General features: G+C 35.5%; 6 protein-coding genes. 5 read left to right on the top strand and 1 reads right to left on the bottom strand.

Annotated features, from left to right (window positions below):
* The 3 genes from ACOYLT_RS09245 to ACOYLT_RS09235 all read left to right on the top strand — a co-directional run.
* A partial coding sequence (locus tag ACOYLT_RS09245) for an ATP-grasp domain-containing protein (protein ID WP_422853572.1) occupies window positions 1-615 on the top strand: 615 nt, incomplete at its 5' end.
* Between the two features lie 33 nt (window positions 616-648).
* Window positions 649-1131, top strand: coding sequence for a 5-(carboxyamino)imidazole ribonucleotide mutase (gene purE, locus ACOYLT_RS09240; protein WP_422853571.1), 483 nt, complete (start codon window positions 649-651; stop codon window positions 1129-1131).
* Window positions 1132-1294: 163 nt separating this feature from the next.
* Window positions 1295-3325: a M3 family metallopeptidase gene (locus tag ACOYLT_RS09235; protein ID WP_422853570.1), complete on the top strand. Its 2031-nt coding sequence runs from the start codon at window positions 1295-1297 to the stop codon at window positions 3323-3325.
* Here the strand turns inward: ACOYLT_RS09235 and ACOYLT_RS09230 are convergent.
* Window positions 3314-3781 carry a hypothetical protein gene (locus ACOYLT_RS09230; protein WP_422853569.1) on the bottom strand — a complete coding sequence of 156 codons (468 nt, stop codon included), beginning with the start codon at window positions 3779-3781 and terminating at the stop codon, window positions 3314-3316. The two genes, ACOYLT_RS09235 and ACOYLT_RS09230, sit on opposite strands and share 12 nt — an antisense overlap.
* 482 nt (window positions 3782-4263) lie before the next feature.
* Here ACOYLT_RS09230 and gcvP point away from each other — a divergent pair, with 482 nt between their 5' ends.
* Window positions 4264-7107, top strand: a complete 2844-nt coding sequence (gcvP, locus tag ACOYLT_RS09225) for an aminomethyl-transferring glycine dehydrogenase (RefSeq protein WP_422853568.1) — start codon at window positions 4264-4266, stop codon at window positions 7105-7107.
* Window positions 7108-7199: 92 nt separating this feature from the next.
* Window positions 7200-7580, top strand: coding sequence for a group III truncated hemoglobin (locus tag ACOYLT_RS09220; RefSeq protein ID WP_422853567.1), 381 nt, complete (start codon window positions 7200-7202; stop codon window positions 7578-7580).
* The last annotated feature ends 147 nt before the right edge of the window (window positions 7581-7727 follow it).

Raw genomic sequence — 7727 nt, 5'->3', positions numbered from 1 at the left:
GAAATGGTTCCTTTCAAAAATGAATTAGCCGTTATCGTTTGTCGCAATCCCTCAGGCGAAATTAAGACTTATCCTGTTGTTGAAATGGAATTTCATCCAGAAGCTAATCAAGTGGAATACGTAATTTGTCCTGCTCGAATTGACGACAAAGTTGCCGAAAAAGCGAGATCAATTGCGTTGAATGTTTCCAAAAAATTCCATCACGTGGGACTTTTGGCAGTAGAAATGTTCCAAACTCATGACGATGAAATTTTAGTTAATGAAGTCGCTCCAAGACCACACAATTCCGGTCATTATTCAATAGAAGCGAGTTATACTTCCCAATTTGAAAACCATTTGCGTGCCATTTTGGATTTGCCTTTAGGGAATACAGATAGCAAAGTAGCAGGAATTATGGTAAATTTGGTGGGCGAACAAGGTTTTTCAGGCGATGTAATTTACGAAAACATAGAAACGATTTTGGGTTGGAATGGCGTCACGCCTCATATTTACGGTAAAAAACAAACCCGTCCTTTCCGCAAAATGGGACATGTTACAATTGTGAATAAGAATATGAAGGAAGCAAGAAAAATTGCAGAAGAAGTTAAGAATACCATCCGTGTAATTGCGGAATAATTATTAATTATCAATTGTTAATTATCAATTAATATGAAAGTAGCCATCATTATGGGAAGCAAAAGTGATCTTCCAGTTATGCAAGAAGCCATCGACATCCTTCATGGATTTGACATCGAAACCGAAGTCGATATTGTATCCGCACACAGAACACCCGAAAAACTATTCGATTTCAGTAAAAATGCACACACTCGTGGTATTTCAGTTATTATTGCCGGTGCTGGTGGCGCGGCTCATTTACCTGGAATGGTGGCGTCAATGTCGCCTTTGCCTGTGATTGGAGTGCCAATAAAATCGAGTAATTCTATCGATGGTTGGGATTCTGTTTTGTCCATTTTGCAAATGCCGGGTGGCGTTCCCGTTGCGACTGTTGCCTTAAACGGAGCAAAAAATGCTGGAATTCTTGCCGCACAAATCATCGGAACTTCTGACAAATGCGTTTTAGACAAAATCATCCTTTACAAAGAAGGTTTGAAAGACGCTGTGAATAAATCCTCAGAAAATTTAAAAAAATAATTTCAAAATCATCCTGTATTTTTTCAGGAGCTACTTCCCGCTATTCGTTGCAAACGAAGTTCACTGAACTCAAATAAAAATGCAAGCAGAGTGAAGTAATCTTTTTGGGCTGAACCCCAGCCCAAAAAGGATTTTCACTTCTATCGGGGCTAAAAAATAACCAATGAGCATCTTAACATCAATATTCCTAACAAAACACAATACTGCGCCATTTTCGCAAATAAAACTAAACGATTACCAACCTGCTTTTATTGAGAATATTGCTGCTGCAAAAGCCGAAATTGATGCCATCATCAATAATCCTGTTGCTCCAACTTTCGAAAATACAATCGAAGCGATGGAATTTTCTGGAAATGCTTTGGATCGATTATCCTCAATTTTCTTTAATCTAAATTCGGCTGAAACTTGCGAGGAAATGCAAAAAATAGCGCAAGAAGTTTCGCCTTTATTGACTGAATTTAGCAATGATATTACGTTAAACGAAGATTTATTCAAAAGAATAAAAGCGGTTTATGAGCAAAAAGACGGTCTAAATTTATCCGCTGAACAAGCGACTTTATTGGACAAAAAATTCAAAAGTTTTTCTAGAAACGGCGCCTTACTCTCAAAGGAAAAAAAATTAAAACTTCGCGAAATCGACACGGAGCTAGCCAAACTAAAACTGACTTACGGCGAAAACGTTTTGGCTGAAACCAACAACTATCAAATGCACATTACCCAAGAAAGCGATTTAAAAGGCTTGCCAGAAGGTACAATCGAAGCGGCAAAAGCATTAGCAAAATCAAAAGAACTCGAAGGTTGGATTTTTACATTAGATCATCCAAGTTATTTGCCTTTTGTTACCTATGCCGACAATCGTGAGTTGCGGAAAGAAATGGCCATTGCTGCGGGTAAAAAAGCATTTCAAAACAACGAATTCGACAATCAGGAAATCACGTTGAAGATTGCCAAATTGCGTTTTAAACGCGCCAATTTATTAGGATATGAAACCCATTCTCACTTTGTTTTAGAAGAACGAATGGCGCAAAATCCTGATAAAGTAAAATCGTTTTTTAATGATTTATTGGACAAAGCCAAACCTGCAGCTCAAAAAGAATTTGCCGAATTAACGGCTTTCGCCGCAGCATTGGACGGAATTGATCATTTAGAAAAATGGGACGGAGCTTATTATTCAGAAAAATTGAAACAGAAATTATTCAATTTGAACGACGAAAAATTAAAACCTTATTTCCAGTTGGAAAATGTTTTAAATGGAGCTTTTACTATTGCTGGAAAACTATTTGGATTGACTTTTACCGAAGTTTTCGATATTGATAAGTATCACGAAGAAGTTACCACCTACAAAGTTAAAGACGAATTTGGCGAACTTGTTGCTATTTTCTACGCCGATTTCTTTCCTAGAAAAGGTAAACGAAATGGCGCTTGGATGACTTCTTTCAAATCACAGTATATTAAAGACAACAAGAACGAAAGACCACATATTTCGAACGTCTGCAACTTTACCAAACCAACCGAAACCAAGCCGTCACTTTTAACTTTTAATGAAGTAACAACTTTGTTTCACGAATTCGGCCACGGATTACATGGCATGTTAGCCAATACGACTTACCCAAGTTTGTCTGGAACATCAGTATATTGGGATTTTGTAGAATTGCCAAGCCAAATAATGGAAAACTGGTGTTATGAACCAGAAGCGTTGGCGTTGTTTGCCAAACATTACGAAACTGGCGAAATTATTCCGCAAGAATATGTCAATAAAATTAAGGAAAGTGCAAGTTTTCAAGAAGGAATGGCGACTTTGCGGCAATTGAGCTTCGGATTACTGGATATGGCTTTTCACAGCAATAATCCAAGCGAAATTAAAGATATAAAAGCCTTTGAAAAAAAGGCCTTTGAAGGCACGACTTTATATCCTGATGTAGCCGAAAATTGCATGTCGGTTTCGTTTTCCCATATTTTTGCAGGTGGTTACTCCTCTGGATATTATAGCTACAAATGGGCCGAAGTTTTGGATGCGGATGCTTTTGCTTATTTCCAAGAATGCGGCATTTTCGATAAGGACGTGGCTACCAAATTTAAAGATAATGTACTTTCAAAAGGCGGCACCGAATTGCCAATGGAATTGTACAAACGTTTTAGAGGACAAGAACCAAATGCGGATGCTTTGTTGAAGAGAGCGGGGTTATTGAAATAAAATCAAAAGAATTAACCACAAAATCGGCACGCTTTCCACCCAAAAAGAGGTGTAATATTGATTTCGTTTTAATGAAGTAAAATTGATAAACAAGATAGTTATAATTCCAATTGGGATTGCGAAATAATCAGCTTTTTGTTTAAAAAATTCTAAACCCATAAACGGAATTACCAGTAAAATACCAAAGACTTTGGTGTGATTAATTCCAAACAACTGTGGTAAAGTGTTCAAGGTTTTCGCATCAGTTTTACTATCCATAATTTCAAACGGAATAAGTAAACTTGTTATAATTATAAAACGTTGCAATAGAGTTATATAATAATCAATAGGCAACCATTTAAAGCTTTGATACGGAATATAAACCGTAACATAAGTCACAACAAAACTGACCAAAAACAGTTTCATCCAACCCAATTTTCGTAGAAAAGGATAAAATAAAACAAATAATCCACCCATAAGTAGATGATTTTGAACTTTAGTATTCAACAATAAAAAGAAATAAGAAAAACCGATAATTGCTAATAAACTAACTCCCAAAATACCATAATTCTTTTTGGAATAAAAATTATTTTTAGTGAAAACTTCAAAATATTTCAAGAAATTATAGCCCACAATCGTCCCAAAAAAAACACAACTTAGATATAACGAATGTTTAAGCATTTCGTTAGGAAACACGGTTATACAAACTAAACATAAAACGGCCAGACCAACGTGGATTGAGGATTGTATGTAAAAATCTAAAAAACGCTTTAAAACATGCATTCAACAAAAATAATCAAACTGTTAATAAGAACCGATTTTAGTTGAAAAATTCTCAAATTTTGACCTCCATTTAACCTATAATTAAGAGTTTAATAATTAATTTTGTCTCTTTAAAAATCACCTGTGATTTTAATTATTGCAAACACAAATAAAACTACTTTAGAACACTCTATATAATGAAAACAGACGCATTTGCATTACGCCACATTGGTCCAAATGATAACGACCTACAACATATGTTGAAAACTATTGGTACAGAAACAATGGATCAGCTTATTTTTGAAACTATTCCTAAAGATATTCGCTTAAAATCAGATTTAGATTTAGAACCAGCGATGACTGAATTTGAATTTGCAAATCATATAAAAAAATTAGGCGATAAGAATAAAATGTTCCAATCTTATATTGGATTGGGCTACAACCAAGCGATTATTCCTGCGGTAATTCAAAGAAATGTTTTCGAAAATCCAGGGTGGTATACGGCTTATACTCCTTATCAAGCGGAAATTGCACAAGGTCGTTTAGAAGCCATTTTGAATTTTCAAACGATGGTTATCGAACTCTCTGGAATGGAAATTGCAAATGCTTCACTGCTTGACGAAGCAACAGCAGCGGCAGAAGCAATGGCATTGTTGTTTGACGTTCGTTCACGTGAACAAAAGAAAAATAACGTGAATAGATTCTTTATTTCGGAAGAAATTTTACCGCAAACATTATCTGTTTTACAAACACGCTCTACTCCAATTGGTGTGGAATTAGTAATAGGAAACCACGAAGAATTTGATTTTTCTGATGATTTCTACGGCGCTATTCTTCAATATCCAGGCAAATTTGGGCAAATACACGATTACGCGGGATTTATTGCTAAAGCAAAAACAAAAGAAATTAAAGTAGCTGTCGCAGCAGATATTTTAAGCTTGGTAAAACTAACTTCACCGGGAGAAATGGGCGCTGATGTCGTTTTAGGAACAACGCAGCGTTTCGGAATACCCTTAGGTTATGGCGGACCTCACGCAGCTTATTTTGCTACTAAAGCCGAATACAAACGTTCGATGCCGGGAAGAATTATTGGTGTAACTGTAGATACTGACGGTAATCGTGCGCTTCGTATGGCGTTACAAACTCGTGAACAACACATCAAACGTGACAAGGCAACTTCAAATATTTGTACGGCTCAAGTTTTACTGTCTGTTATGGCTGGAATGTATGCCGTATTTCACGGACCAAAAGGTTTAGAATATATTGCCAATAAAGTACACAATTCGGCAGCAACTTTAGCAAATGAATTGGAAAAATTAGGTTTATACCAAACCAATACAGCGTTTTTTGATACGATAGTAATCAAAACTGACGCTAAAAAAGTGCGTAAAATTGCTGAACAAAACGAAGTAAACTTCCTTTATGTTGATAAAAATACAATATCTATTTCGTTAAACGAAACCACAAGTATTACTGATTTAAATAAAATTGTATCCATTTTCGCGGAAGCAACTGGCAAACAAACTTCAACTATTTCTGAATTACAAAACGGAAATCAAATTCCGTCAAATTTAGAAAGAACCTCAACGTTTTTACAACACGAAGTTTTTAACAAATACCATTCAGAAACGGCATTGATGCGTTACATCAAAATGTTAGAACGCAAAGATTTAGCATTAAATCACTCTATGATTTCGCTTGGTTCTTGTACCATGAAATTGAATGCTGCCTCAGAAATGCTGCCTTTAAGCATGGTACAATGGAATAATATTCACCCATTTGCTCCATTAAATCAAGCCCAAGGTTATCAAGAAATGTTGACTAAATTAGAGCAACAATTGAATGTAGTTACCGGTTTTGCCGGAACCACTTTACAGCCTAATTCTGGTGCTCAAGGAGAATATGCAGGATTAATGGTTATTCGGGCGTATCATCAATCGCGTGGTGATCATCATAGAAATATTGCTTTAATTCCCTCGTCGGCACACGGAACAAATCCCGCTTCGGCTGCAATGGCTGGAATGACAGTTATCGTAACTAAAACATTAGAAAACGGAAATATCGATGTAGAAGATTTAAGAGAAAAAGCCATTTTACACTCAGCAAATTTGTCTTGTTTAATGATAACGTATCCATCTACTCACGGTGTTTTTGAAAGTGCTATTTGCGAAATTACCCAACTTATTCACGATCATGGAGGACAAGTATATATGGATGGTGCGAATATGAATGCCCAAGTTGGATTGACAAATCCGGCAACCATAGGCGCTGATGTTTGTCACTTAAATCTACACAAAACCTTCGCCATCCCTCATGGAGGTGGTGGACCAGGCGTTGGACCAATTTGCGTTGCACCACAATTGGTTCCGTTTTTACCAACAAATCCTGTTATTCCAACTGGTGGAGATAGTGCGATAACTGCAATTTCTGCAGCACCATGGGGTTCGGCTTTGGTTTGCTTAATTTCTTACGGATACATTTGTATGCTTGGTGCTGAAGGATTGAAAAAATCTACGGAGTATGCCATTTTAAATGCCAATTATATTAAGGAAAAATTAAACGGTCATTTCGATACTTTATATTCTGGAGAAATGGGTCGTGCTGCTCACGAAATGATTATTGAATGTCGTCCTTTTAAAGAAAAGGGAATTGAAGTTACCGATATTGCAAAACGACTAATGGATTATGGCTTTCACGCACCTACTGTTTCCTTCCCAGTAGCAGGAACGATGATGATTGAACCTACAGAAAGCGAAAATTTAGAAGAATTGGATCGTTTTTGTGACGCTATGATTGCAATAAGAAAAGAAATTGAAGTAGCAACAATGGACAATCCAAACAATGTTTTGAAAAATGCGCCACACACTTTAATGATGGTTACAAATGATAATTGGATTTATCCTTATACTCGGGAACAAGCGGCATTTCCGTTGGAATATGTGGCAGACAATAAATTTTGGCCAACGGTTCGTCGAGCAGATGAAGCCTATGGCGATCGAAACTTAGTGTGCAGTTGTGCTCCGATTGAGGCTTACATGTAATTTAATCAAAAAGTTAATAAAGTCGAATGTCTTGGTCCTGAAAAATACTTTGACGTTCGACTTTTGACTTTAAGACATTATGACTCAAAAAAATGAAAGACATTCAAAATCAAGATGATTTATATTTTCTTGTTAATGAGTTTTACAAAAAACTATTAGCCGATGATAAAATCAGTTACATTTTTACAGCTATCGTTAAGATTAAAATTGAAGAGCATTTACCTATTTTGGTCATTTTTTGGTCTCAGGCAATATTAGGAACTGGTGGCTATACTAACAATTTAACACAAATTCATTTGGATGTAAATGCCAAAGAATATTTATCACCTGAACTATTTACAATTTGGCTAACTCATTTTTATATTGCCATTGATGAAAATTTCTTTGGAGAAAAAGCAGAACAAATAAAAATACAAGCTTTGAGCATTGCCAATATAATGCAAATAAAAATTAATCAACAAACACAGAAATAATTAAAGTTTTTACAATTTTAACTATCATTTGATAAACTTTATGTAATTATTTTTAAATAAATTAAAAAATAGCAACTGCTAAATAAATTTATTAATAATTTCGTAATGAAATAGTAACAAAATGAATATAAAAATAACAGGTTCTGG

This window comes from Flavobacterium sp. (assembly GCF_049318185.1).
Classification (GTDB): domain Bacteria; phylum Bacteroidota; class Bacteroidia; order Flavobacteriales; family Flavobacteriaceae; genus Flavobacterium.
This window is presented reverse-complemented; position numbering and strand designations above follow the sequence as displayed.

Bases quoted from the DNA above. Each gene is read 5' to 3' on its own strand.
- purE (WP_422853571.1), top strand. From the start codon at position 649: ATGAAAGTAGCCATCATTATGGGAAGCAAAAGTGATCTTCCAGTTATG.
- ACOYLT_RS09235 (WP_422853570.1), top strand. From the start codon at position 1,295: ATGAGCATCTTAACATCAATATTCCTAACAAAACACAATACTGCGCCA.
- ACOYLT_RS09230 (WP_422853569.1), bottom strand. From the start codon at position 3,781: ATGGGTGGATTATTTGTTTTATTTTATCCTTTTCTACGAAAATTGGGT.
- gcvP (WP_422853568.1), top strand. From the start codon at position 4,264: ATGAAAACAGACGCATTTGCATTACGCCACATTGGTCCAAATGATAAC.
- ACOYLT_RS09220 (WP_422853567.1), top strand. From the start codon at position 7,200: ATGAAAGACATTCAAAATCAAGATGATTTATATTTTCTTGTTAATGAG.